Annotated in this window: 19 protein-coding genes and 1 tRNA gene; 12 read left to right on the top strand and 8 right to left on the bottom strand. The window is 69.1% G+C overall.

What is annotated here, in order from left to right; genetic code table 11:
• Positions 1-226: 226 nt before the first annotated feature.
• From N177_RS13435 to N177_RS13450, 4 genes are all read right to left on the bottom strand, one after another.
• Complete coding sequence (locus N177_RS13435; RefSeq protein WP_023432905.1) at positions 227-1,633, bottom strand: amidase; 1,407 nt, start codon at positions 1,631-1,633, stop codon at positions 227-229.
• Positions 1,634-1,678: 45 nt separating this feature from the next.
• Positions 1,679-3,001 (bottom strand): TRAP transporter large permease, encoded by a 1,323-nt coding sequence (locus tag N177_RS13440; RefSeq protein ID WP_023432906.1) that lies wholly within the window; start codon positions 2,999-3,001, stop codon positions 1,679-1,681.
• The gene (locus tag N177_RS13445) at positions 2,994-3,479 is read right to left on the bottom strand and encodes a TRAP transporter small permease (RefSeq protein WP_023432907.1); all 486 of its coding nucleotides are present in this window, start codon (positions 3,477-3,479) and stop codon (positions 2,994-2,996) included. The genes N177_RS13440 and N177_RS13445 overlap by 8 nt, the downstream gene beginning before the upstream one ends.
• Before the next feature lie 66 nt (positions 3,480-3,545).
• Positions 3,546-4,547: a DctP family TRAP transporter solute-binding subunit gene (locus N177_RS13450; protein WP_023432908.1), complete on the bottom strand. Its 1,002-nt coding sequence runs from the start codon at positions 4,545-4,547 to the stop codon at positions 3,546-3,548.
• A 278-nt stretch (positions 4,548-4,825) separates the two neighbouring features.
• Between N177_RS13450 and N177_RS13455 the strand changes: the two genes are divergently transcribed.
• The 5 genes from N177_RS13455 to N177_RS13475 are packed head-to-tail and all read left to right on the top strand — an operon-like array spanning position 4,826 to position 9,994.
• Positions 4,826-5,608 (top strand): IclR family transcriptional regulator, encoded by a 783-nt coding sequence (locus tag N177_RS13455; RefSeq protein WP_244444286.1) that lies wholly within the window; start codon positions 4,826-4,828, stop codon positions 5,606-5,608.
• A complete protein-coding gene (locus N177_RS13460) occupies positions 5,605-6,774 on the top strand; it encodes an acetyl-CoA acetyltransferase (protein ID WP_023432910.1) in 1,170 nt (389 codons plus the stop codon). Before N177_RS13455 ends, N177_RS13460 begins: the two co-directional genes overlap by 4 nt.
• Entirely contained in the window at positions 6,771-8,402 is a 1,632-nt protein-coding gene (locus N177_RS13465; protein ID WP_040485812.1) for an acyl-CoA synthetase, read from the top strand. The genes N177_RS13460 and N177_RS13465 overlap by 4 nt, the downstream gene beginning before the upstream one ends.
• Before the next feature lie 3 nt (positions 8,403-8,405).
• Positions 8,406-9,155 (top strand): SDR family NAD(P)-dependent oxidoreductase, encoded by a 750-nt coding sequence (locus N177_RS13470; protein ID WP_023432912.1) that lies wholly within the window; start codon positions 8,406-8,408, stop codon positions 9,153-9,155.
• Between the two features lie 5 nt (positions 9,156-9,160).
• Positions 9,161-9,994 carry a PPC domain-containing DNA-binding protein gene (locus tag N177_RS13475; protein ID WP_023432913.1) on the top strand — a complete coding sequence of 278 codons (834 nt, stop codon included), beginning with the start codon at positions 9,161-9,163 and terminating at the stop codon, positions 9,992-9,994.
• A 109-nt stretch (positions 9,995-10,103) separates the two neighbouring features.
• Here N177_RS13475 and N177_RS13480 read toward each other — a convergent pair.
• Positions 10,104-10,193: transfer RNA gene (locus N177_RS13480), tRNA-Ser, on the bottom strand.
• A gap of 330 nt (positions 10,194-10,523) precedes the next feature.
• Between N177_RS13480 and N177_RS13485 the strand changes: the two genes are divergently transcribed.
• Positions 10,524-11,480 (top strand): ring-cleaving dioxygenase, encoded by a 957-nt coding sequence (locus N177_RS13485; protein WP_040485826.1) that lies wholly within the window; start codon positions 10,524-10,526, stop codon positions 11,478-11,480.
• On the opposite strand, the gene phnN is transcribed toward N177_RS13485, so the two are convergent.
• From phnN to N177_RS13500, 3 genes are read right to left on the bottom strand one after another with little or no spacing between them, the layout of a single operon-like run.
• On the bottom strand, positions 11,477-12,031 hold the full coding sequence (gene phnN / locus N177_RS13490; protein ID WP_023432915.1) for a phosphonate metabolism protein/1,5-bisphosphokinase (PRPP-forming) PhnN: 555 nt from the start codon (positions 12,029-12,031) through the stop codon (positions 11,477-11,479). The two genes, N177_RS13485 and phnN, sit on opposite strands and share 4 nt — an antisense overlap.
• Positions 12,028-13,170 carry an alpha-D-ribose 1-methylphosphonate 5-triphosphate diphosphatase gene (locus tag N177_RS13495; protein ID WP_040485814.1) on the bottom strand — a complete coding sequence of 381 codons (1,143 nt, stop codon included), beginning with the start codon at positions 13,168-13,170 and terminating at the stop codon, positions 12,028-12,030. Before N177_RS13495 ends, phnN begins: the two co-directional genes overlap by 4 nt.
• A gap of 5 nt (positions 13,171-13,175) precedes the next feature.
• Entirely contained in the window at positions 13,176-13,892 is a 717-nt protein-coding gene (locus tag N177_RS13500) for a DUF1045 domain-containing protein (protein WP_023432917.1), read from the bottom strand.
• A 250-nt stretch (positions 13,893-14,142) separates the two neighbouring features.
• Here N177_RS13500 and N177_RS13505 point away from each other — a divergent pair, with 250 nt between their 5' ends.
• The 6 genes from N177_RS13505 (at position 14,143) to N177_RS13530 (ending at position 24,018) form a co-directional block, all read left to right on the top strand.
• A complete protein-coding gene (locus N177_RS13505) occupies positions 14,143-15,429 on the top strand; it encodes an NAD(P)/FAD-dependent oxidoreductase (RefSeq protein WP_023432918.1) in 1,287 nt (428 codons plus the stop codon).
• Between the two features lie 289 nt (positions 15,430-15,718).
• Positions 15,719-16,828, top strand: a complete 1,110-nt coding sequence (locus tag N177_RS13510) for a sulfotransferase family protein (RefSeq protein ID WP_023432919.1) — start codon at positions 15,719-15,721, stop codon at positions 16,826-16,828.
• A gap of 4 nt (positions 16,829-16,832) precedes the next feature.
• Positions 16,833-17,891: a sulfotransferase family 2 domain-containing protein gene (locus N177_RS13515; protein WP_023432920.1), complete on the top strand. Its 1,059-nt coding sequence runs from the start codon at positions 16,833-16,835 to the stop codon at positions 17,889-17,891.
• 369 nt (positions 17,892-18,260) lie between these two features.
• On the top strand, positions 18,261-20,504 hold the full coding sequence (locus N177_RS13520) for an acyl-CoA dehydrogenase (protein ID WP_023432921.1): 2,244 nt from the start codon (positions 18,261-18,263) through the stop codon (positions 20,502-20,504).
• Between the two features lie 50 nt (positions 20,505-20,554).
• Entirely contained in the window at positions 20,555-21,859 is a 1,305-nt protein-coding gene (locus N177_RS13525; protein WP_023432922.1) for an acetyl-CoA C-acetyltransferase, read from the top strand.
• 11 nt (positions 21,860-21,870) lie between these two features.
• Entirely contained in the window at positions 21,871-24,018 is a 2,148-nt protein-coding gene (locus N177_RS13530; RefSeq protein ID WP_023432923.1) for a 3-hydroxyacyl-CoA dehydrogenase NAD-binding domain-containing protein, read from the top strand.

Raw genomic sequence — 24,018 nt, forward strand, 5'->3', positions numbered from 1 at the left:
ACGGACCGTGCCCCGGCGGGGCCGCGGGCGACGCATTGGCCACCCCTCGCGACCGACCGGCAGAACACGGTCTTGGCAACCTCGACGTCAGGCGGCAGCCTCCTCGCGAGGGCCCGGCGCAACGATGCGCGCTTTCAACGCATAGAGTAGTCCGTTCCCCAGGTCGGGCACATGACCGACGCTGGCCCGGCCGACGGGCGACGACGCAGGCAGCAGCACACGAGCCTCAGCGGGGATCGATCGGGGTCTCATCCCTCAGGCCCAGGAGGCACTCCAGCTGCGCCGCGCCGCCCAGGAGCCGCGCCTCGCCCCGCGGCCGCGCAACGACCTGAAGTCCCACCGGCAGCCCCTTCGACGTGAAGCCGCAGGGCAGACTCAGGGCCGGGCACGTCGTGAGCGTGATGGAGAACGCGATGGCGAGCCAGTCGATATAGGTGTCGAAGGTCTTGCCGGCGCACTCCGCGACGTAGCGCTCCTCCACCGGGAACGGGGGGACGATGGTGGCTGGCGTCATGAGCAGATCGTGGTCGTCGAAGAAGGCGTTCGCCTGCGCGATCAGCCGGCCGCGCGCCTCCTCCGCAGCGATCAGTTCGCGCATGGAGAGTTGCAGGCCCTTCTCGATGTTCCACACGACCTCGGGCTTCAGGAGGTCCCTATGGGCCTCCAGCTTCGCCAGATGCGATGCGGCGTAGCCCGCGGCTCGCAGCGTCTGGAAGGTCTCCGGCGCCTCGCTCAGGTCCGGATGGGCCTCCACGACCTCGACGCCGAGCTCGGCGAAGCGGTGGGCGGCGCGCCGGCAGATCTCCGCGACTTCCGGGTCGACGGGCGTGATGCCGAGATCGGCGCTGAAGGCGACGCGGCGCAGCCGACCCGGCCTCCGAACGGCGTCCCGGTAGGAGTCCGGCTCGCGCGGAAGCGAGACAGGATCGCGCGGATCCTCCCCCGCCATCGCGTCGAGCAAAAGCGCCACGTCCTCGACCGTCCGCGCCATCGGGCCGTCGACGCCCAGCAGGTCGTCCGCCACCACGCCCGGATCGTGGGCCACCCGACCCGGGCTCGGCCGCAGCCCGACGATGCCGCAGAAGCTGGCGGGGTTCCTGAGCGACCCGCCGAGGTCGCTGCCATGGGCGACCCAGGCCATTCCGGTGGCGAGCGCAACGGCCGCGCCGCCGCTCGACCCCGCCGCCGAGCGCGTCGTGTCCCACGGGTTGAGCGTCGCGCCGAACACCTCGTTGAACGTGTTCGCTCCGGCGCCGAACTCCGGCGTGGCCGACTTCGCGTAGACGATGCCGCCTTCGGCCTCCAGATGCTCGACGAGGATGTCGGATCGGTCGGGCACGTGGTCCCGGTAGATGGGCGAGCCGAAGGTCGTGCGCACACCCGCGACCTCGGCCAGGTCCTTGATCGGAACGGGCAGCCCCGCCAGGCGCCCGCGATCCGCCACAGGCTTCTCCATCAGCGATCGCGCGTGGCTGCGGGCGCGGTCGAAGCAGAGAGTGGGCAGGGCGTTGACGGTCCCGTCGACCGCGGCAATGCGCGCCTCGAGCGCGTCGAGGAGGTCGAGCGGCGTCAGCGCCTCCGCCCTCAGGCGGTCGACGATGTCACACGCGGTCAGCCGTACGAGTTCGGTCATTTCTGGTTCAGCTCCGTCCGGTGCCCGGGCGAGCGGGCATCGGCGCTACTTCATCGCCTCGACGAGGAATCGGGACATCTGCGGGAAGGCGGCGACGCCGGCGAGACCTATCAGGCTCGTGACGAGGAAGGGGATCGCGCCGCGCGCGATGCGCTCGAGCGGCAGCCGCGTGAGATTGGCTGCCACGTAAAGGTTGATGCCGACGGGTGGCGTGAAGAGCCCGATGGCGAGATTGATCATCACGAGCACGCCGAACCAGACGAGGTCCCACTGAAGCTCGCGGGCGACGGGAAGGAAGATCGGCAGGCTGATGAACATGATGGTGATCGCATCCATGAACATGCCGGCGATCAGCAGTATCATCATGACGACGGCGAGTATCACCCACTGGCTGTCGCTCAGACCCAGGAGAACGGACGAGTACTTGCCGATGAGGTCGTCGACCGTGACAACCCACCCGAACAGACTCGCGAAGGCCACGACCAGCATCACGACCGCCGAGGAGGCGCTGGCACCCACGAGCGCGTCATAGAGACTGCGGAACGTCAGGGTGCGGTAGATGAACCCGCCGACGAAGAGAGCATAGACCGTGGCGACGATCGCCGCCTCGGTGGGCGTGAACATGCCGGAGTAGATGCCACCGAGAATGACGACCGGCGTCATCAGCCCCCAGAACGAGTCGAGGAACGAGCGCCACAGGCGCGCCCCGTAGGGCAGCTCGGCGTAAGGCTGCGGCATCAGCCGCTCGATGCTCGGGAAGCCCTTCGTGTCGCCGCCCTTCTCCGCGAGCGGAAGCGTGGCCAGCATCAGAAGCCCCATGAAGAGGCCCGGTATGATGGCGGCGATGAACAGTTCGGAGATCGAGACCTCGGCGATGACGCCGTAGATGACGAGCCCGATCGACGGCGGGATGACGATCGACAGCGCCGCGCCCGTGCAGACGAGGCCGGCGGCGAAGGCCCTGGGATAGCCGTCGTCGGCCATGCCCTTGATGATGAGCGGCCCGATCGCGGCGACCGAGGCGGGGCCCGAGCCCGAGACCGCGCCCCAGAAGAGGCAGACGACGGTGCCGACGAGGCCCATGCCACCCGGCAGCTTGCCGACGAGCACGCGGAAGAAGGCGATCATCCGTCCCGCGATGCCGAGCGAGCCCATCAGCGTCCCGGCGAGGATGAAGAACGGGATGGCGAGCAGCGAGTACTTTGCGATGCCGCTGGAGATGAGGTCGCCGGCCATGTCGAGACCGAAGCCGATGACCCACATCGCATAGGCCGAGGACAGCCCCAGGGCGAAGGCGACGGGCACCCGCAGGAAGAGGAGCACGAAGAAGACGATCAGCATCTGCGTGCCGGCGTCGATGTCAAACATCGGGCTGCACCTCGTCTCCCACGCCGCGCCAGGTGTCGACGGCATGCTGGACGAAGCGCACCATCACGAGAAGGAAGCCGAGCGGCAGGCCCGCGCTGTAGTACCACGCGGGCAGCTGCAGGCCGTAGGAGCGCAGGCCGCTCCTGTACTCGTTCATCGCGAGCTGCCAGCAGAACCAGGCTGCGAGAAGAAGAAGAACAACCGACAGGACGTTGGCGACGATCAGGATCGCCTTGCGCGCCCGCGGAGGCGAGAGATCGTAGACGATCGTCACCGCCAGATGCTCCCCCTTGCGCGCGGCTATCGCGGCCCCGAAGATCGTGAGCAGCAGGAAGCCGTTCGTCAGCAGCTCCTCGGTGGCCGCCAGCGAGTAGTTCGTGAGGTAGCGAACGACGACGTTCGCGAAACCCAGAAGCGTCATCGCCAGGAGGATGACGGCGCAGACGATCTTCTCGGCGTCGCGCAGGACGAACGACATGAGGCCTCCCCGCCCGAAAAAGGGAGCGGCGCCGCCGCTCCCCTCGACAGGTGTCTTGTACCAGCCTCAGTTGGACTGGGCGACGGTGTCCTGGAAGCTCTTCACGAGGTCCTGCCCGACCTTCTCGGCCCAGGTGTCGAAGGCCGGCTTCGTCGCCTCCCGGAAGGCGGCGATCTCGTCGGCCGTCGGCTCGTAGACGTCCATCCCCTTCTCGCGCAGGAACGCGACGCCCGTCTCGGTGTCCTCGCGGCTGATCCGCTTCTGGTACTCCATCGCCTCTTCGGCGGCGGCCCTCACCTTGTTCTGCGTCTCCTCGTCCCAGGACTCCCACAGCTTCTGGCTGACGCCCAGGAAGATCGGGTCGTAGGAGTAGTGCCAGGTCGTGAGATAGCTCTGCACTTCGTAGACACGCTGCGGAATGATGACGGCGCCGATCGGATTCTCCTGCCCGTCGACCACGCCCTGCTGCAGGGCCGAGAACGTCTCCGTCCACTGCATCTGCTGCGGGTTCGCGCCGAGCGCGTTCATCACGTCGATATACATCGGGCCGGCGACGCGCATCTTGAGGCCCTTCATGTCCTCGGGCGTCTTGATCGGGCGGACGCTGTTCGTCACCTCGCGGAAGCCGTTCTCGCCCCAGGCGAGCACGATGATGCCGTGCTCGGCCATGATCTCTTCCATCCGGTCGCCTGGCGCGCCGCTGGTCGTGGCGTCGACGTCGTCATAGTCGGAGTAGAGGTAAGGCAGCGAGAACACGGCCATCTCCGGCACGAGCGGCGTGACGTTGATCGCCGAGGTCGCGACGAAGTCGAGCGCGCCGCGCCCGACCATCTCGGCCTGCTTCATCTGGTCCCCGCCCGAGAGCTGCGCGTTCGGGAAGATGCGGATGTCCATCTCCCCGTCGGTCGCCTCCTTGAGAAGCTCGTTGAACTTCTCGGCGCCCCTGTGCCACGTCGTCGTGTCGCTCGTATTGTGCGACAGGCGGTAGGTCTCCGCCGAGGCCGGCAACGCGACGGCGGCCGCCATCAGGGTCGCGAGCGCGGTCAGCGCGATCTTCGAAGCTCTCATTCTCGTTTCCTCCCGTCCTCATTTTGGGCCGGCGGCCAAGCTCGACTAAGCGAAGGCCGGCAGGCGGTCCATATTATGGATCTATTGCGACGTGGTCGTCCTGCGGCACAATAAGAGATGGTGCGAGCATTGCAAACGCGGATCCCGCGATCCTTTACTTGCGGCAGGGCGGTTGATAGCATTTTCGGGTCTACAGTATGGACCCGGACCCGCTCGTGACAGCGCCCGTCGCCCTCAACGGCTCCCAGAGCGTCGATCGTGCGCTCGGCCTGCTCACCATGGTGGGCCGGCATGGCGACAGGGGCGTCACGCTGTCGGGCCTCGTCGAGGAGGCGGGGCTCAACAAGCCTACGACACGGCGGCTCCTGCTGGCGCTCATCCGCGGGGGCCTCGTGGAGCAGGACGGGGACAGCCGGCGCTACTATCTCGGCGAAGGCGCGTACGTGCTCGGGAGTCTCGCCTCCAGGCGCTTCGGGCTCCTCGAGATCTCGCGCGACAGCCTCATCCGCCTCTCGAAGCAGACGCAGGACACGAGCTTCCTGTCGATCCGCCGCGACACGCATTCGGTGTGCCTGCACCGCGAGGAAGGCAGCTTTCCGATCCGCACCCACGTGCTGCAGGCCGGCATGGAGCATCCGCTGGGCTGCGGCGCAGGCTCGCTTGCGCTCCTGTCGGCGCTGCGCGACCAGGAAGTGGAGTCGATCCTGGCGGCGAACGAGCCGATCCTGCGGGATCGCTATCCGATGTGCATGCCCGACCGGTTGAGACAGGACGTTCGCGAGACGCGCACGCGCGGCTTCTCCTTGAACCCGGGGCTCATCGTCGCGAATTCCTGGGGAATGGGCGTGGCCGTCCGCTTTCCCGACGGACGCCCCGCCGGCGCTCTCAGCATCGCGGCGATCGACAGCCGGATGCAGCCGCCGCGGCGGGAGGAGATCGCCGCCCTCCTGCGGGACGAAGCGTCCCGCATCGAAAAGAAGCTCGACCGGATGTTCGGTTCCATTGCCGCGCAGGCCGAAGGCAGCCCTGCGCGAAGACCCGCGAGGAGATCCACGCGATGACGAAGGCACAGATCGTCGGCTGGGCGCATTCGCCCTTCGGCAAGTCGGAAGCCGCGGACACCGAGGAGTTGATGGCGTCGGTCACCGGCCCAGCCCTCGCCCACGCGGAGATCGAGGCGAATGACGTCGACGGCATCTTCGTCGGCGTCATGAACAACGGCTTTTCCAAGCAGGATTTCCAGGGCGCCCTCGTCGCCATGCGGAACGAGGACCTGGCGAACGTCCCCGCGGTGCGGATGGAGAACGCCTGCGCCACCGGCTCGGCCGCGATCAACTGCGCCATGGACTTCATCGAAGCCGGCCGGGGCCGGATCGCGCTCGTCGTCGGTGCGGAGAAGATGACGGCGACGCCAACCTCGGAGGTCGGCGACATCCTCCTGGGCGCGAGCTACCGCAAGGAGGAGGCGGACATCGATGGCGGCTTCGCCGGCCTCTTCGGCCGCATCGCGCAGAGCTACTTCCAGCGCTACGGCGACCGCTCGGAGGAGCTCGCCATGATCGCGGCGAAGAACCACGAGAACGGCATGTCGAACCCTTACGCGCACATGCGCAAGGACTTCGGCTTCGAGTTCTGCAACACGGTGTCGGACAAGAACCCTTACGTCGCGGCGCCCCTGCGGCGCACGGACTGCTCGCTGATCTCCGATGGTGCTGCCGCGCTCGTGCTCGCGGACGAGGAGACCGCCCGGACGCTGAAGCGCGCGATCGGCTTCCGCGCCCGCAAGCACGTCAACGACATCATGGCGCTCAGCCGTCGCGACGTGCTCGCCTTCGACGGCGCCCGCCGCGCTTGGGCCGGCGCTCTGGAGGAAGCGGGCCTCGCCCTCGACGACCTCTCCTTCGTCGAGACGCATGACTGTTTCACGATCGCGGAGCTTCTCGAATACGAGGCGATGGGCCTCGCGAAGCCCGGGGAGGGCCACAAGCTCGTCCGGGACGGCGCGACGAGGAAGGACGGCAGGCTGCCGGTTAACCCCTCCGGCGGCCTGAAGGCGAAGGGCCACCCGATCGGCGCGACCGGCGTCTCGATGCATGTGCTGGCCGCGATGCAACTCGCGGGCGAGGCCGGCGACATGCAGATCCCCGGGGCCGAGCTCGCCGGCGTCTTCAACATGGGGGGCGCGGCGGTCGCGAACTACGTGTCGCTGATGGAGCGCGTGAAGTGACGGCCGGCGCGCCGCGGGGAGGCCTCTCCCCCTGCACCACGAGGGTGATGAACCTCGCCCACTTCCTGACGCAGACCGCCCGCCGGCACCCGGACGGCATCGGCTTCGTCTGGGGCGAGCGGACCTGGAGCTGGGCCGAGATGGAGGCGCGGGTCGACGCCATGGCGTCGGCGCTCGTCTCCGAGTTCGGCGTGAAGAAGGGTGACCGGATCCTCGTCCAGTCGGCGAACTGCAACCAGATGTTCGAATCGATGTGGGCCGCCTTCCGCGCCGGCGCCGTCTGGGTGCCGGCCAACTATCGCCAGTCGCCGGACGAGGTCGCGTGGCTCGCCAAGGCGAGCGGCGCGCGGGGCATGATCTGCGGCGCCCGGTTCGCGGGCCATGCCGCCGCCTGCCGCGAGGCGGCACCCGACATCGACTTCGCGATCTCGATCGGCGAGAGCGGCTTCGGCGAGGACTACGAGGCGGTCGTGGAGCGCCATATCGGGCGGAAGACGAAGGAGGCGGGCGTCGAGCGCGACGACCCGTGCTGGTTCTTCTTCACGTCGGGCACGACCGGCCGGCCCAAGGCCGCGGTCCTGACGCACGGCCAGATGGCCTTCGTCGTGACGAACCATCTCTGCGACCTGATGCCGGCCACCGGGCCGGACGACGCCTCGATCGTGGTCGCGCCGCTGTCGCACGGCGCCGGCATACACCAGGTGGCGCAGGTCGCGCACGGGGTGAAGACGATCCTGCCGGCGACCGAGAAGCTCGACGTGCCTTCGGTCTGGTCGCTCGTCGAGACGTGGCGCGTGACGAACGCCTTCACCGTCCCGACGATCCTGAAGATGCTCGTCGAGGATCCATCCGTCGACCGGTACGACCATTCCTCGCTGCGATACGTGATCTATGCCGGCGCCCCGATGTACCGGGCAGACCAGATCAAGGCGCTCCGGAAGCTCGGGCCCGTGCTCGTGCAGTATTTCGGGCTCGGCGAGGTGACGGGCAACATCACCGTGCTGCCCCCTGCCCTGCACGACATGGAGGACGGCCCCGGCGCGCGCCTCGGCACCTGCGGCTTCGCGCGCACCGGCATGCAGGTCGAGATCCAAAACGACGAGGGCAACGAGGTGCCGCCCGGTGCGACCGGCGAGATCTGCGTGATCGGTCCTGCGGTCTTCGCGGGCTACTACGAGAACCCCGAGGCCAACGCCAAGGCTTTCCGCGACGGCTGGTTCCGCACCGGGGATCTCGGGCACATGGACGAGAACGGCTTCGTCTACATCACCGGCCGCTCGTCCGACATGTACATCTCGGGCGGCTCGAACATCTATCCCCGCGAGATCGAGGAGAAGATCCTGCTTCACCCCGACATCAGCGAGACGGCCGTGCTCGGCGTGCCCGACCCCGTCTGGGGCGAGGTCGGCTATGCCGTCTGCGTCGCCCGTCCCGGCGCGGACGCCACCTCGATCGACCTCGAGGCGTGGCTCGAGGACAAGACGGCGCGCTACAAGCTGCCCAAGCGGTTCATCTTCTGGGAGGAGATCCCGAAGTCGGGCTACGGCAAGATCACCAAGAAGCTCGTTCGCGAGGAGCTTCAGCGGCGCGGCGAGATGCCGGACGGCGAAGAGAAGCGGCCGGACTGACCCATGGCGGGGGAAGACAAGGCCGTCATCGTCACCGGCGGCGCCTCGGGCATCGGCCTGGAGACGGCGAGGGTGCTCGCCGGGCGCGGCTGGGAGGTCCACCTCCTCGACCTCGACCAGGATGCGCTCAGGGCCGCCTGCCGCGAGCTCGGCGTCGAAGACCGTCGCGGCATGGCGTGCAACGTCGCGGACGAGGAAGCCTGCGCCGCGGCGGTGGCGGACGTGACGCGGCGCGCCAGTCTCGCCGCCGTCGTGAACTGCGCCGGGATCGGCACGGATCGTCCGGCCGTCGAGACGGAGGTTGCCGACTTTCGCCGCATCCTCGACGTCAACCTGATCGGCAGCTTCGTCGTGTCGCGGACGGCTGCGAGACACTGGCTCGAGACAGGCCGGCCGGGCGCGATCGTCAACATCAGCTCGATCTCCGGCATACGCGGCAACAAGGGGCGCGTGGCCTATGGCGCCTCCAAGGCCGCCGTGAACCAGATGACGCTCGTCATGGCCGCCGAGCTCGGCCGCCACGGCATCCGCGTCAACGCGGTCGCGCCGGGCCCGATCGACACGCCCCTCGCGCGCGCCGTCCACACCGACGACGTGCGGCGACAGTGGGACGAGCGCGTGCCGCTGGCACGCTACGGCACGACCCGCGAGGTGGCGGGCGCGGTCGCGTTCCTGTTGTCCGAGGACGCGAGCTACGTGAACGGCCAGATCCTCGGCGTCGACGGCGGCTTCCTCGCCGCCGGCCTGACCTGAGCGCCATGCGGAGGCTCGTTCATCCCGGCCCGGCCATCCCTGAGCGCACGCGCAGCGTGCCGTGCCGGGCGAAGCCCCTGACGCTGCGGCTCCCTGCGGGACCGAGCGTCCTCGCGGCGGCGCACGAGGCGCTCCGGGCGGAGGGCTGCGAGGGCGGCTATGTGAGGATCGGGCCTGCGCGGATGGCGCCGCTGCGCTACGTCATCCCGGCCGGGGCTCCCGGCGACGGCCATGCCGCCTGGTACAGCGAGACCTTCGCGTTCGACGCTCCGTGCGAGGTCGAGGAGGCGGTCATGTTCGTCGGCCGGCGCGACGGCGAACCGTTCGTCCACTGCCACGGCATCTGGCGCACGCCGGAGGGCCGCCGGATGGGGCACCTCCTGCCGGCGGAATCGGTGCTTCACGAGGCCGTCGACGCGCGGGGCTGGGGCGTCTCGGGCGCCATGCTGGAGGTTCACGACGACCCCGAGACGCGGTTCCGGCTGTTCTCGCCCCAGCCGACGGAGGAGGCGACGGACGGACGCCCTGCCCTTCTGGCCACGGTCCGTCCGAACGAGGAGATCGGTTCGGCGATCGAAGGGATCTTAAGGCACCATGGCATCGCGAGGGCGGAGATCTGCGGCATCGGAAGCCTCGTCGGCGCAGAGTTCGAGGACCGCCCTCCGGTAGAGTCCTACGCCACGGAGGTTCTCGTCCGAAATGGCCGCGTCACGCCGGAGGGCTGCGCCCTCGACGTCGCGATCGTCGGCATGGACGGGAAGATCTCCGAGGGCCGCCTCGCCAGGCGTCGCAACCCCGTCTGCGTGACGTTCGAGCTCCTGATCCTCGGGCAAGGCTGAGACGCGCTGCAAGCGGAACCGCCCTCTTCCGAGATCGGTCCTGACCCGCTGAATGACCGAAACGCGTGGCACAGGCCGATCCGGGCAGGAGGACCAATCGGTTAAGGAATGGCGGAGAGGGAGGGATTCGAACCCTCGGAACGCTTGCGCGCTCAACGGTTTTCGAGACCGCCCCGTTCGACCACTCCGGCACCTCTCCGTCGTTCGACACCATGCCTGTCGGGGGCGCGCCCTACCTAATCGGTAACGCCGCCGGACACAAGAGGGCTTCTTCGCCGGTGCAGAACGTGGCGCGGTGTCCGTGAGCGCCGCGGGGTCACGCTGGCGCCCGGTGGCGACAACCCCGCCCGTGTATCGGGCGAGCACGAGCCCGCCGCCGCGACGCAATCGTCGCGCGGCCGCGAACGATCTGTTGTCCGCGGCGGCCGTCGACAGGAGGGCGGCGGAGGCCGATATCTGGCACAACGCATGCGGCCAGGAGGCCTCCGCGCCGTCCGCGGGCCGCCGCCGCACCACGAGGAGCAAGACGATGCAGCTGAAGGGCATACACCACCTGACCGCCGTCACGGCGGATGCCGGGGCGAACTTCGCCTTCTACACCCGCACGCTCGGCATGCGGCTCGTGAAGAAGACGGTCAACCAGGATGACGTCACCGCCTACCACCTCTTCTACGGCGACGGCGCGGGGTCGCCCGGCAGCGACATCACCTTCTTCGATTTCGGCCTCGCCGCCCGCGAACGGCGCGGCAGCCGGACCGTCACGCGCACCGCTTTCCGCGTCGGCAGCCCCGAGAGCCTCGCCTGGTGGGAAAAGCGCTTCGCCGAACACGGCGTCGCGCGTGGCGGCATCGTCGAGCGCCACGGCCGCCAGGTGCTCGACTTCGAGGATTTCGAGGGGCAGCGCCTGTCGCTCGTCGACGACGGCGGGCGCTACGAGGCCCATCCGTGGGACAAGAGCCCGGTGCCGGCCGAGCACCAGATCAAGGGCCTCGGGCCGATCACCATGACCGTGCCGGCGCTCGATCCCACGGACGTGGTCGTGAAGGAGCTCATGTTCATGCGCGCAGCCGGCACCTATCCCGATCCCGAGGCGCCGGAGCACATGGTCCAGGTCTTCGAGATGGGCGAGGGCGGACCGGCGGCCGAGCTCCACGTCGCGGTGCGGCCGGACCTCGAGCCGGCGCGACCGGGCGCCGGCGGCGTCCACCACGTCGCCTTCCGCTCCGACGACGCCGACTACGACGGCTGGGCGGAGCGCCTGAAGGAGACCCGCGTGCCCTCGAGCGGCAAGATCGACCGCTTCTACTTCCGGAGCCTCTATTTCCGCGAGCCGAACGGCGTGCTCTTCGAGATCGCGACGGACGGGCCGGGCTTCGATGCCGACGAGCCCGCCGAGACGATGGGCGAGCGACTGGCCCTGCCGCCCTTCCTGGAGCCGCGCCGGGCCGAGATCGAGGCGGGTCTCAAGCCTCTGGCGACCGGCTAGATCATCTCCGCGAGGACGGCGACGAGCCTGGCGGCCGCCTCTTCCGGGCGGCCGTCATTGTCGATCGTGACGACGTCGAGATCGGCCGGCAGCCGGACCTCCCGCGCGACGCGGGACGCCGCCGCGGGCATGTCCTCGCGACCACGCGCAACGATCCGGGCGAGCCGCGCCTGCGGCGAGGCCGAGACGTTCACCACGCGCAGGCGGGCGAACCGCTCCGCGGCCACGCCGAGCACGCTGCGGGAGACGTTCGCGACCGCCAACCTGCCCTCGCGGACCGCCTCGTCGACCGAGGCGGGAAGCGCGTAGGAGAGCCCGTGCGCCTGCCAGTTGAGCGAGAACCCGCCGGCCTCGAGCCTGCGGGAGAAGGCATCGGCCGACAGCACGTCGTGGTCCTCGATCCGCGGGTCGGCGCTGCGCGTCACGAGGCGGCGCACGAACAGGAACCGGCCGTCGCTCTGAAGCTCCCGGCGCGCGAGGCCGATGAGCGTGTCCTTGCCGGCGCCGGACGGGCCGACGACGGCGACGAACGCGCCGCCGCGGGCCGTCACGCGACCCGCCTCCCCTCGCGCCACACGCCCCGCACGGCCGGCAGATCCCCGTCGTGGCGCACCCGGACGAAGTCCGCCCGCCGCCCATGCGCGATCTCGCCCCGGTCGGACATCCCGACCGCGTCCGCCGGCTCCCGGGTCACCAGCGCGACGGCGCGCGGAAGGCTCATTCCCGGCACGCGCTCCGGCAGCAGGAAGGCGGCCGTCAGCAGGCTGAACGGCACGTAGTCGGAGGACAGGACGTCGAGGAGCCCGCTCTCCGCGAGGCTCGTGGCGGCGACGTTGCCGGAGTGGGAGCCGCCGCGCACGACGTTCGGCGCGCCCATCAGCACCCTGAAGCCCGCCGCCCGGGCGGCCTCCGCCGCCTCGAGCGTGGTCGGGAACTCGGAGATGACGACGCCGGCCTCCACCGCCTCCGCGACATGCTCTCTGGTCGCGTCGTCGTGGCTCGCCAGCGTGAGGCCCGTGCCGCGGCAGCGCTCGACGACGGCGGCGCGGCTCGTCGCGGCATAGAGCCGGTGGTTCTCGAGCCTCTCCTCGATGAAGCGCGCCATTGCCTCGTCGCTCATCCCGAACCGGCCCTGATAGTACCGGCGGTACGTGTCGAGGCTCGCGAACTGGCGCTGGCCGGGCGTGTGGTCCATCAGCGAGATCAGCCGGACGATCGGGTCGCCGAGATAGGGCTCGATCTCGTCCACCACGTCGCGGCTCGAGATCTCGCAGCGCAGGTGGATATAGTGGTCGGCACGGAGACGATCCTCCGAACGGCCGCGCGCGATCGCCCCGGCGAGGCTCTGCATGTCGCGGCCGAGCCTGCCGGCATCCTCGTCGGTCCCCGCGCGCAGCGCATCGAAGACGGTGGTGATGCCGCTGCCCGCCACCTGCGCGTCATGCGCCTGGACGGCCGCGAGCGGGTTCCACTGCACGCCGGGCCGCGGCGCGAAATGGTTCTCGAGATGGTCGGTGTGCAGCTCGACGAGGCCGGGCAAAAGGTAGTCGCCCGCGAAATCCTCCGCGCCCGCCGGCACGGCGCCTTGATGGTCGACCGCGTGGATCATCCCGTCCCGGACATGGAGGTCGCCCTCGATCACCTCGTCTGCGAGGACGAGGCGGGCATTGCGGATCGTGAACTCGCCCATCTCGCTCAATGAAGCTCCACGCGGACGACGCCCGCCCCCAGCGGCCGCCGGATCGGGTGCGTGCGGACCAGTTGAAAGTCCTCGCCGGACAAAGGCTCCACGAAGCGGCACAGCCGGTCGACGGTGAGGGAGCGGCCGATCGCCTTCTCGAAGTGGGTGGTCAGTGCCTTCTCCACCACCGGGGCGCGATCCTCGGGCACCGGACCGGTCAGGGTCATGTGGAAGCGGAACTCGTCGAGCACGTATGGGTAGCCCCAGCGCTCGAGCAGCTCTGCCTGCCGCTCCGTGAGGCCGGCCTCGCGCCGCCTTGCCAGCTCTTCGGATGCCGGCTGGGCCCGAAACGGGTCGAGCTCCTTCACGATGGATGCGGCGAAATCGTCGAGCGCGGGGATCGGCAATGCCGGTACCAGGGCGAAGAACGGTCCCAGGCGCTGAAGCGACAGGACAGGGATGCGGACGGCGCCGACGCGCCCCGCAAGACCCTCCAACGCCTCGTCCAGGCCCTCCGGAGTGGCGCCTTCGGCCAGGCGGAAGGGTGCCTTCAGCGTGGCGTGAAAGCCGTAGCGTCGGGGCGCCGCGACGAGCGCCTCGTGTTCGTCGCGTGCAAGGAGGTCCGGCGGCGCCAGCGTCTCGCCGGTCACCGGGTCCCGGCCGAGCCAGCTCGCGGCCAGCGCGTGCAGCGGCTCCTGCGGGTCGGGGGCGAAATAGACGGCATGTCGCATCGGGAGGCTTTCGGATCGCGGGCTTGCGCAGCTGCTGTGGGACGATGTCGAGGCCGACACCCTGGCGACGACCGGGATGATCGCGGCCGTCCCTGCATAGAGGAAGCCCCGGGTCTATACAAAGAGCACCTGTCGGTTCCATGAACCTTGCGCGTCTCCCGTGGCCGTCGACCTGTGCCGCTTGACGGTGCCTCGGCGGAAGGCTCATCTCTGCCGGCCCCACCAGATCGCGACAGGATCAAGACCGGCGATGCGCCACCTGTACCACCCGGCGGCAAGCGACCCCGCCGTGCCCGTCGAAAGCTACTGGGCGTCCACCGCTCCCGCGCCGGCCATCACGACCCCGGCTCTCGACGGAGAGGCGACCTGCGAGGTGGCGGTGATCGGAGCCGGCTACACCGGTCTGTCCGCCGCCTACCACCTGGCCACCGCGCATGGCGTGGACGTGCGGGTGCTCGAGCGCGGAGAGCCCGGCTGGGGCGCCTCGGGCCGCAATGGCGGCTTCTGCTGCCTGGGGTCGAGCAAGCTCTCCTTCGCGACGCTGGCGAAACGCTACGGCCGCGAGGAGGCGGTGCGCTTCTATCACGCGCAGCGGGAGGCGACGGAGCTCGTGGCCGCGCTGACGGAGGCGGAGGGGATCGATGTCGAGCGCAGCGGCTCGGGAGACGTCGAGATCGCCCACCGGGCCTCGCAGGTCGACGGGCTGCGCGAACAGCGCGATCTCCTTCGGGCGGTGCTCGGTGTCGACGCGCGCTTCTACCGGAAGGAGGAGCTCGCCGAGCACGGCCTGCGGATGCACGGGGCGCACGCGGGGCTCCACACGCCGATCGGCTTCGGCCTGCACCCGCTGCGCTATGCCCGGGGCCTGGCCGCCGCGGCCGCGCGGGCGGGTGCCGTCATTCATGCCCGCACTCCCGTGGAGCGATGGGAGAAGGTCGGTTCGGAGCATCGGCTTCACACGCCGGGCGGGCGCCTTCGCGCGAAGAGGGTCGTCGTCGCCACGAACGGCTACACGGCGGAGGACCTGCACCCCGCCCTCGCCGGCGCGGTCCTCCCGGCCCTGTCGAGCGTCGTCACGACTCGCCCGCTGACGCAGGAGGAGCTCTCTGCGCAAGGCTGGACGAGCCCGGTGATGGCGTCCGACACGCGTAACCTGCTGCACTATTTCCGCCTCCTGCCCGAGGGGCGGATGCTGCTCGGCGCACGCGGCGGCACCTCGGCCGATCCCGCGAACATGGAAGCGAGAAGGGCGGAGATGCGGCGTCGACTCGGCATGCTGTTCCCCGCCTGGAAGGAGGTGGAGATCACCCATTCCTGGCGCGGCTTCGTCTGCATGGCCTACGACCTGACGCCTCATGTCGGGCGACTGGCCGATGACGACAGCGTCATCCACGCCCTCGCCTATCACGGCAACGGCGTCGCGATGGGAACCTGGTCCGGCCGCGCCGCCGCGCGCCTTGCCGCGGGAGCCGCCGGGGCCGGCGACCTGCCGGCGGTCGTGGCGCGCCCCCTCCCCGCTTTCCGTTCCCCGCGCTGAGGCCGCTCTACCTGAAGGCGGCCTATGCGGGGCTGCGGCTGAAGGACGAGTGGCTCTAGCGCGCCAACAGGAGTCGCGGGCTCCGCAGCCCGTCCCGCGACGAAGACGCGCTTGCCCGCCCCGACGTTCCGGGCTAGTGGGTGAGCCGGTCCTTCCGCGCCGCCGGGGGCCTCGAATGCCAAGGCCGCCGGGCACTTGCGAGGAGCGCCGGCGCTTTCCGCCGATCCAGTGCCGCTCCCGCACGCGTCTGACGCCGTCCTCGTTGCCGCATATCGACAGCTGACACCCGATGGCTTCGCCCCCGCCGGAATTCGACGATCCCCTTTGGCTCGAGGCCCTCCTGGCGGCGAGGAGCATCGGCAAGGGGCGTGTCGCGGTCCCACAAGAGTTCCGCTCGAAAGTGCCCCGCAGCGTGGGGTATCAGGCGAGGGCTGCGGCGCTTCTCCTGAACAAGGGGCAGATGCACCTCCTTCCGCTGGAGAGGCTGCGGCAGCTCCTGACGCGCGAGGTCGCGTTCGCGAACCCGGTCTTCGTCCTCTTCACGCAACGTCCCGCCCATCCCGGGCCGCTCGACCCGCATGTCGAGGCCGTCCGGAGTTTCGTGCGTGATGCCGAGGAACGGCGCTTCCGGGGACGCCAGACCGTCTTCCTGCACATCCCCAAGACCGCCGGCACCTCGCTGCGCCACGCACTGGACGCCCGCTATCAGAGGCCGGTCTATTTCATGGACAATGGAGAGCTGTGGCGGGCGCGTGGCAGTCTCGACGCCTTCGATTTCGTTGCAGGGCATTTCAACATGCTGGCCTTGCGCACGTCGCTCTATCGCCCGCACACCTTCACCCTGATCCGGGACCCCTACGAGCGGTTGATCTCGGCGGTTGCGCACGCAAGGCGACCGGACATCGAAGCGAAGACGCTGAACTGGGTCATGCGGCTCTGGAGGGAGCTCCCTCTTTCGGAGATTCTCCAACTGCATCAGGGCCAGAAGGAGCTCTTCATGCAGGAGCGCCTGCTCTGCGGCTCGTGGCACCCCACGGCGGACCAGCAGGACCACCTCGCACGGACGATCCGCATCGGGCTGGTGGAAAGGATGGATCTGTTCCTCGATCAGCATGGCGCCGCCTTTGGGCTCGGTCGGGCGGCCATCGGCCGTCACAACGCGACCTCCAACCGCTGCGCGCTCGTTTCGTCCGAGGAGATCGCCACGGCCTACGCGATGCACTCCAGACAGATTGAACGAAGCCGGGACTTCTATCGCGGCATGCGAGACAGGGTCGAGAGCGGGATCATGCCCGACAGACCCGCTTCGTCCCTCAGGATGGATCAGGGGGTCCGGGCACTGCGGCTCCTGCAACGCTTCGGCCGGCGGGCCGCCCGCATCATCCTCGATCCGCACTGAACGCATGACGTCCACGCCCCCCTTCGACGACCCGATGTGGCAAGACGCGGCGGCGGCCGCGCGGGAGCTCGACATCGGCCCGATAGCCGTGCCTCCGGAGTTCAGACGCGTGCTCGCGAAATCCGTCGGCTACGGCCAGCCCAGCGAGGGCCTGCTCCTGAACAAGGGGAAGATGCACGAGGTGTCGGTGGCCCGGCTTGAAGGCCAACTCGACCGCCACGCCGTCTTCGCCAACGAGGTGTTCGTGCTCTTCGCCGACCGGGATACCGGCACGCGCGCCGAGGACCTGCACGTGGAACCGGTTCGGCAGTATCTCCAGGACTTGCATGCCCACCGCTTCCGCGGGAGGCAAACGGTGTTCCTACACATCCCCAAGACGGCCGGCACATCGCTCAGGAACGCGCTCGAGCCGCGGTTCGTCCGCCCCCTCTACGTGGTGACGAAGCAGTGGTTCGAGCGGGCCACCGATCACTTCGATGCTCACGACCTTGTCGGAGGGCACGTGGATCTCGCCACGGTGAGGAAGGCGCGGCTCGAGGACCCGACGATCTTCACCCTGATCCGCGATCCCTTCCAACGTCTCGTCTCGCTGGTCGGCCATGCCAGGCGGCCGGAGATGACCCCGCAGCAGCTCGGCCCGAAGATGCAGATGTTCCGTACGACGCCCCTGCGGGAGGTGCTGCGCAGCGAGGAGGGAATCTACGAGCTCTTCGCGCAGGCCGACATTCTCTGCGGCAGCCGGAAGCCCGCCCGTGCCCAAGTCCGCGACGTGTGCGAGAGCATCCATGTCGGGCTCGTCGAGCAGCTGCCGCTCTTCCTCGCACGACACGGGCACAGTCTGCGCCTCGATGGCACCGAGCTCGGCCGCCACAACAGGACGGCCAGCCGCAGCCTCCTCGTGCCGCAAGAGGAGATCGACGCGGCGGCGTCCGAGCATGCCGCCATGATCGCGGAAAGCCGCATCTTCTATCGTCAGGTGCAAGACCTCGTGGCCACCCCTCCCCCCGGGCGGCTTCTCACCACACTCACCTCCGCCGTGAAAGGCGTGTTCGTGCGGCGCTAGCTCACGCGGCGGCCGCCGCGGCGAAGCTCGCGACATCGATCTCGAGCACCGAAAGCCGCTCGCGGAGGCGCGCGTCGTGAAAATCCCGTGGATCGCGCAGCCGCCCGGCGCTCCTCGATCAGGCCGCCGACGCGGCTCCACGGTCTCGGCTTGGAGCGAGGGGATGGGCTCGTCGACAAAGCAGGGGTCGCCACCCCGGCAGCGGCTGACGTTTACGTCAACGTCATGTCTTACGCTACGTGATGATTTCCTGCCGCGGGCGTAACCCCTATATCTTCTCCACAAGGCAGCTTCGGAGCCCGACCGGAACGCACCGTGGAACCGGGCGAGAGCTGTGTGGTTTCGCCTACCAGGGAGGGGTTCCCGGCCATGCTGCGTACGATCCGTCGCGACTACCTGACCAAGCCGATCTTCCGCTGGGCGCAGAAGGCGCTGCCCAGCATGTCGGAGACCGAGCGCGAGGCGATCGAGGCCGGCGACGTCTGGTGGGACGCCGAGCTCTTCACCGGCAACCCCGACTGGAAGACGCTTCTCGACACCCCGCAGGCGGCACTTTCCGCCGAGGAGCAGGCCTTCGTCGACGGTCCAGTCGACGAGTTCTGCGCCATGATCGACGACTGGCAGATCACCTGGGAAGACGGGGACCTGCCGCGCGAGGCGTGGGACTTCCTGAAGAGGAACAGGTTTTTCGGGATGATCATCCCGAAGGAATACGGCGGCCTGGGCTTCTCCGCCTTCGCCCATTCCGAGATCGTCCGCAAGATCTCCACCCGCTCCGTCGCCGCGGCGGTCAGCGTGATGGTGCCGAACTCGCTCGGGCCGGGCGAACTGCTGATGCAGTTCGGCACGAAGGAGCAGCGCGATCACTGGCTGCCGCGCCTCGCGGACGGCCGCGAAGTGCCGTGCTTCGGCCTCACGAGCCTCGAGGCCGGCTCCGACGCCGCCTCGATGGTCGATTCGGGCGTCGTGTGCCGCGACGTGTTCGACGGCGAGGAGGTGGTCGGCCTCCGCCTCAACTGGAAGAAGCGCTACATCACGCTCGCGCCGATCGCGACGGTGCTCGGGCTCGCCTTCAAGCTCTACGATCCCGAGCACATTCTGGGTCCCGAGGTCGAGCGCGGCATCACCGTCGCCCTGATCCCGACGGATCTGCCGGGGGTGGAGACGGGCCGGCGCCATCTCGCGGCGATGCAGTTCTTCCAGAACGGGCCGACCGAGGGCCACGACGTCTTCATCCCGCTCGACCACATCATCGGCGGCGAGAAGCAGGTCGGGAAGGGCTGGAAGATGCTGATGTCGGCGCTCGCGGCGGGCCGCGGCATCTCGCTGCCGTCGCAGGCCGCCGCGGCGGCCGCGGCCTCGGCCCGCTACACCGGCGCCTACGCCCGGATCCGCAGCCAGTTCGGCATTCCCGTCGGCAGGTTCGAGGGTGTCCAGGATCGGCTCGGCGCGATCGCCGGAAATGCCTATCTCATCGACGGCGCACGCCGCCTGACCTGCGCCGGCCTCGACAAGGGCCACCATCCGGCCGTGATCTCCGCCATCATGAAGGCGCACGCCACCTACCGCATGCGCGACGTGATGACGGATGCGATGGATATCCATGGCGGCAAGACGGTCATCGACGGGCCGAGGAACTATCTCGGCAACTTCTACCGCGCCATCCCCGTCGGCATCACGGTCGAGGGCGCGAACATCCTGACGCGCAACCTGATCATCTTCGGGCAGGGCTCGATCCGGGCGCACCCCTGGCTGATCAAGGAGATGAACGCGCTTCAGATCGAAGACCGCAAGGAGGCGCTCGACGCCTTCGACAGGGCGTTCTGGGGCCATGTCGGGCATTCCGCGAAGACGTTCTTCCGCGCCTGGGGCCGCGCCCTGACCGGCGGCCGCTTCGCGCCGAGGCCCGACGCGGGGGCGGTCTCCCACCACTACGCGAGGCTCGGACGCTACTCCGCCGCATTCGCCCTCGCCGCCGACATGGCGCTCCTGACGCTCGGCGGCGCGCTGAAGCGGAAGGAGGCCCTGTCCGCGCGGCTCGGCGACGTGCTCTCCGAGCTGTATCTTCTCTCGGGGGTCCTGAAGCGCTGGGAGGACGAGGGCCGGCAGGAGGCCGACCTGCCGCTCGTCCAGTGGTGCATGGAGATGGGCTCGGCGCGGATCGAGCAGCGGCTGGACGAGATCTACATCAACCTACCTGCACGATGGGCAGCCGTGCTCCTTCGGCTCGTGACCCTGCCGTACGGCGTGAGGTCGAAGGGACCGCGCGACAAGGTGACCCAAGCCTGTGCCGAGCTGATCCTCGAGCCGAACGCCACGCGTGACCGCCTCGGCAGCGGGCTCTATGTCGGCGGCGAAGACACCGAGGTCGGCCGGCTGGAACATACGCTGAAGCTCGTCGTGGCGGTCGAGCCGATCCGCCAGAAGCTCAGGAAGGAACGCCTGAGCTGGCGGCAGGGCCTCGAGAAGCGGGTCATCACCGAGGAGGAGGCCCGCAAGGTCGAGGCCGCGGAAGCCGCGATCGCCGAGGTCTGCACGGTCGACGACTTCCCGCCCGGAGAGCTATCCAAGGGCGCGCGGCCGCGCTCGACCATCGTGCAGGCGGCCGAATAGCCCGCGACAGCGACAGCGACATCGAGAAGACGCCAAGGAGTCCGAGGACAGTGCCAGACAAGAAGTCCGACACCGGTCGCCCCGTCTACATCGTCGACGGGGCCCGAACGCCCTTCATCAAGGCGCGCGGCGAACCGGGGCCGTTCACACCGGTCGACCTCGCCGTGCAGTGCGGCCGGCCGCTCCTTCTGCGGCAGCCGATGCCGGCAACGGCTTTCGACCAGGTGATCCTCGGCTGCGTGAACGTCGTCGCCGACGAGATGAACCCGGCGCGTGTCGCAGCCCTGAGGCTCGGCATGGGCGAGAACATGCCGGCCTTCACCGTGCAGATAAACTGCGGCTCCGGCATGCAGTCGGTCGATACCGGCTTTCGCTACATACGCGAAGGCAACGCGGACCTGATCCTGGCCGGCGGCACCGAGGCGCTGTCGCACTCCCCGCTCGTCTTCTCGCGCGACGCCGTGGGCTGGTTCGCCGAGCTCAACAATTCGCGTAGCGCCGCGGAGCGCGCCAAGGCCGCGGCCGGCTTCCGGCCGGGCATGCTGAAGCCGGTGATCGGCCTCGAGCGCGGGCTCACGGACCCGATCGTCGAGATGAACATGGGCCAGACGGCCGAGCTCGTCGCCCATCTCTTCGACATCTCCCGCGAGGAGGCCGACCGTTACGCCGTCGAGAGCCACCACCGGCTCGCCTATGCGCAGGACGAAGGCTGGCTCAAGGACGAGATCGAGCCCTCCTTCGCGCGCGAGGGCACGGTCTACGATCACGACGACGGCGTGCGGCGCGACTCCTCGATGGACCGGCTGCGCAAGCTTAAGCCGGTGTTCGAGCGGCCCTACGGCAAGGTGACCCCCGGAAATTCCTCCCAGATCACCGACGGCGCGTCGTGGATCATCCTCGCCTCCGAGGAGGCGGTGGAGAAACACGGACTGGAGCCGAAGGCGGTCATCCGCGACAGCGAGTGGGCGGCGCTCGATCCATCCATCATGGGGCTCGGGCCGGTGATGTGCTCGACCCCGATCCTCAAGCGCCACGGGATGAGCCTCCAGGATGTCGATCTGTGGGAGCTGAACGAGGCATTTGCCGCCCAGGTGCTCGGCTGCCTCAGAGCGTGGGCGGACGACGAGTTCTGCCGCGACGTGCTCGGCGAAGAGGGGGCAATGGGCACACTCAACCGCGAACGCCTGAACGTCGACGGCGGCGCGATCAGCCTCGGCCATCCCGTCGGCACGAGCGGAAATCGCCTCGTGCTCCATCTCGTCAACGCGATGAGGCGGCGGGGCAACAAGCGCGGCATCGCCACCGAGTGCATCGGCGGCGGCCAGGGCGGCGCCATGCTGATCGAGACCGTGTGAGGGAGGCTGGAATGACTGGTATCGTTTGGGGCGCCCTCAAGGACCGCAACCTCGAGCTCGGACCCGCTTCCGACCTGAAGGACGACCGCTTCCGCCACTGGCGGCTCGCGCGCGACGAGGACAACGTCGCCTGGCTGGTGATCGACAAGGAAGGCGCGAGCGCGAACACGCTCTCGGCCGACGTTCTGGCAGAGCTCGACCGGGCGCTCGAGGAGATCGAGCGCGACCGGCCGAAGGGGCTCGTCATCCGCTCGGCGAAGAAGTCGGGATTCATCGCCGGCGCCGACATCACGGAGTTTCGCGGCATCCGCGACCCGAAGGTCGTCGAGGAGAAGATCTCGGAGGCGAACCGCGTGGTCGACCGGCTCGATCGGCTCGACATCCCGACGGTGGCGATCATGCACGGCTACGCGCTCGGTGGCGGCCTCGAGATCGCACTCGCCTGCGACCGCCGTCTGGCGCTGCCCGAGACGAAGCTCGGCTTCCCCGAGGTTCTGCTCGGCCTGCACCCGGGCTTGGGCGGCACCGTCCGCTCGACCTTCCTCATGGACCCCGTCCAGGCCATGACGATGATGCTGACGGGCAAGTCGCACCCAGCCAGGCGCGCCAAGCGGATGGGGTTGATCGACGAGGTCATCGAGGAGCGCCACGTGCTCGCAGCCGTCAAGGCTGCGGTATCCGGCGGCAGCAAGAGCCGCGACCGCTCCTTCCGCGACCGCGCCCTGTCGAGCGGCCCCGGCCGGCGGTTCGCGGCCGGCCGCATGCGCGGCGAGACGGAGAGCAAGGCACCGGCCGAGCATTACCCCGCACCGCACGCACTGATCGCGCTGTGGGAAGAGCATGGCGGCGACTACGACCAGATGAAGGCCGAGGAGATCAAGTCCTTCGCCCGGCTGCTCGTCACCGACACCGCACAGAACCTGATCCGCGTCTTCTTCCTGCGCGAGCACATGAAGGCGATCGGCAAGGGCAAGACGACATTCGGCCACGTGCACGTGGTCGGCGCCGGCGCGATGGGCGGCGAGATCGCCGCGTGGTGCGCGCTCAGGGGCCTGACCGTGACTCTCGCCGACATGAAGCCCGAGGTCCTCGGGAAGGCGATCCGGAACGCTCACAGGCTCTACGAGAAGGTCGCCAAGGACGGGGCGAAGATCCGCGACGCGATGGACCGCCTGATCCCGGGCATCAACGGCCACGGCATCCGCCACGCGGACATCGTGATCGAGGCGGTGCCCGAGAAGGTCGACATCAAGCGCAAGGTCTACGAACAGGTCGAGCCGCTCCTGAAGCCGGGTGCGATCCTCGCGACGAACACGTCCTCGATCCGCCTGGAGGAGCTCCGCGGGCACCTGAAGGATCCCTCCCGCTTCGCAGGCCTGCACTTCTTCAACCCCGTCTCGCGCATGCAGCTCGTCGAGGTCGTCAGCCACGACCAGGCGAGCGAGGAGACGCTGAAGAAGCTCGAACGGTTCACGACCTCGATCGACCGCCTGCCGGCCCCCGTGAAGAGCGCGCCAGGCTTCCTCGTGAACCGGGCGCTGATGCCCTACCTCATGGAAGGCCTCCTGATGCTCGACGAGGGCACGCCGAAGGAGGTCATCGACCGGGCGGCCGAGGAGTTCGGCATGCCGATGGGCCCGATCGAGCTCGCCGACCAGGTGGGTCTCGACATCTGCCTCGACGTCGCGGACATGCTGCGGGCCAATCTCGACGCCGAGCTTCCCCAAACGCCGGCATGGCTCCGCGAGAAGGTCGAGAACGGCGAGCTCGGCCGGAAGACCGGGAAGGGCCTCTACGACTGGAAGGACGGCAAGGTCCAGAAGAACGACAAGGGCGGCTCCTACGATCGCGGCATCACCGACCGGCTGATCCTGCCGATGCTCAACGCCTGCGTGACGTGCTACCGGACGGGCGTGATCGACGACCTCGACACGCTCGACGGCGCCATGATCTTCGGCACGGGCTTCGCGCCCTTCCGCGGAGGGCCGATCAAATACGCGCATGACCGCCGGATCACGGACGTCATCGCCAGCCTGAAGCGCCTGGAGAAGCAGCACGGTGCACGGTTCGCGCCGGATCCGGGATGGCCGGATCTGGAAAGGGCCTCCCTGAACGAAGAGGGGACCCCGGTGCCTCGCGCCGAGACCGAAGAAGCCTGA

It is taken from the genome of Lutibaculum baratangense AMV1, assembly GCF_000496075.1.
Taxonomy (GTDB): domain Bacteria; phylum Pseudomonadota; class Alphaproteobacteria; order Rhizobiales; family Tepidamorphaceae; genus Lutibaculum; species Lutibaculum baratangense.

Coding starts and splice junctions, on each gene's coding strand:
- N177_RS13435 (WP_023432905.1), bottom strand. CDS start 1,633: ATGACCGAACTCGTACGGCTGACCGCGTGTGACATCGTCGACCGCCTG.
- N177_RS13440 (WP_023432906.1), bottom strand. CDS start 3,001: ATGTTTGACATCGACGCCGGCACGCAGATGCTGATCGTCTTCTTCGTG.
- N177_RS13445 (WP_023432907.1), bottom strand. CDS start 3,479: ATGTCGTTCGTCCTGCGCGACGCCGAGAAGATCGTCTGCGCCGTCATC.
- N177_RS13450 (WP_023432908.1), bottom strand. CDS start 4,547: ATGAGAGCTTCGAAGATCGCGCTGACCGCGCTCGCGACCCTGATGGCG.
- N177_RS13455 (WP_244444286.1), top strand. CDS start 4,826: ATGGTGGGCCGGCATGGCGACAGGGGCGTCACGCTGTCGGGCCTCGTC.
- N177_RS13460 (WP_023432910.1), top strand. CDS start 5,605: ATGACGAAGGCACAGATCGTCGGCTGGGCGCATTCGCCCTTCGGCAAG.
- N177_RS13470 (WP_023432912.1), top strand. CDS start 8,406: ATGGCGGGGGAAGACAAGGCCGTCATCGTCACCGGCGGCGCCTCGGGC.
- N177_RS13475 (WP_023432913.1), top strand. CDS start 9,161: ATGCGGAGGCTCGTTCATCCCGGCCCGGCCATCCCTGAGCGCACGCGC.
- N177_RS13485 (WP_040485826.1), top strand. CDS start 10,524: ATGCAGCTGAAGGGCATACACCACCTGACCGCCGTCACGGCGGATGCC.
- N177_RS13495 (WP_040485814.1), bottom strand. CDS start 13,170: ATGGGCGAGTTCACGATCCGCAATGCCCGCCTCGTCCTCGCAGACGAG.
- N177_RS13500 (WP_023432917.1), bottom strand. CDS start 13,892: ATGCGACATGCCGTCTATTTCGCCCCCGACCCGCAGGAGCCGCTGCAC.
- N177_RS13505 (WP_023432918.1), top strand. CDS start 14,143: ATGCGCCACCTGTACCACCCGGCGGCAAGCGACCCCGCCGTGCCCGTC.
- N177_RS13510 (WP_023432919.1), top strand. CDS start 15,719: ATGGCTTCGCCCCCGCCGGAATTCGACGATCCCCTTTGGCTCGAGGCC.
- N177_RS13515 (WP_023432920.1), top strand. CDS start 16,833: ATGACGTCCACGCCCCCCTTCGACGACCCGATGTGGCAAGACGCGGCG.
- N177_RS13520 (WP_023432921.1), top strand. CDS start 18,261: ATGCTGCGTACGATCCGTCGCGACTACCTGACCAAGCCGATCTTCCGC.
- N177_RS13530 (WP_023432923.1), top strand. CDS start 21,871: ATGACTGGTATCGTTTGGGGCGCCCTCAAGGACCGCAACCTCGAGCTC.